The organism is Mycobacterium sp. 1081908.1 (genome assembly GCF_001673535.1).
GTDB lineage: Bacteria > Actinomycetota > Actinomycetes > Mycobacteriales > Mycobacteriaceae > Mycobacterium.
Map to the genome: position 1 here is coordinate 1 of NZ_LZLY01000138.1, position 507 is coordinate 507.

General features: G+C 65.3%; 2 protein-coding genes. Both read right to left on the reverse strand.

Annotated features, from left to right (window positions below; all coding sequences use genetic code 11):
- Positions 1-299, reverse strand: a 299-nt coding sequence (locus tag A5655_RS22530; protein WP_231999248.1) for a zinc-ribbon domain-containing protein, incomplete at its 3' end; no start/stop codon positions are given.
- 129 nt (positions 300-428) lie between these two features.
- Positions 429-507: hypothetical protein (locus A5655_RS28985; RefSeq protein ID WP_231999249.1), on the reverse strand; the 79-nt coding region annotated here is incomplete at its 5' end.

Genomic DNA, 507 nt, shown 5'->3' on the forward strand with positions numbered 1-507 from the left:
ATCCCGTCGCCGGTGAACTTGTCCACGGTGCCGCCGTATCTGCGGACGACGACAGCGCAGCGGTTGGCCAGGTCGACCATGATCTCGCGCAGCCGCTCGGTCCCGACTGTCGCGGCGAAGCCCATCGAGTCGACCACGTCGGCGAACAGGACGGTGACCTGCTTGTATTCCGCCGATCGGCTGACCTGTGTAACCGGCGCACCGCACTGATAACAGAACTTGGACTTCGGCGGCAGCTGCGTGCCACACGAGGCGCACGACAGTCCCGCTGCCTTTAGCGCACTACGCGCGTCGTCCACGCCAATATCGTGTCACCGCGGCGCAACGATGTCGTCCTATCGCGGGGTTTGGCGGTCGGCCCTGATTCTCACGACCCCGATGGCAGCGGGTAGCGCAGACGAGATTGGCTGTGCCCCAATCCAACCGGCTTAGTTGTTGGTTGGCGGTGGCTGCGGTTGAAAGGGGTCGTACCACCACCAGTCGGCGCGTTCGCCGTAGGGGCCGGGG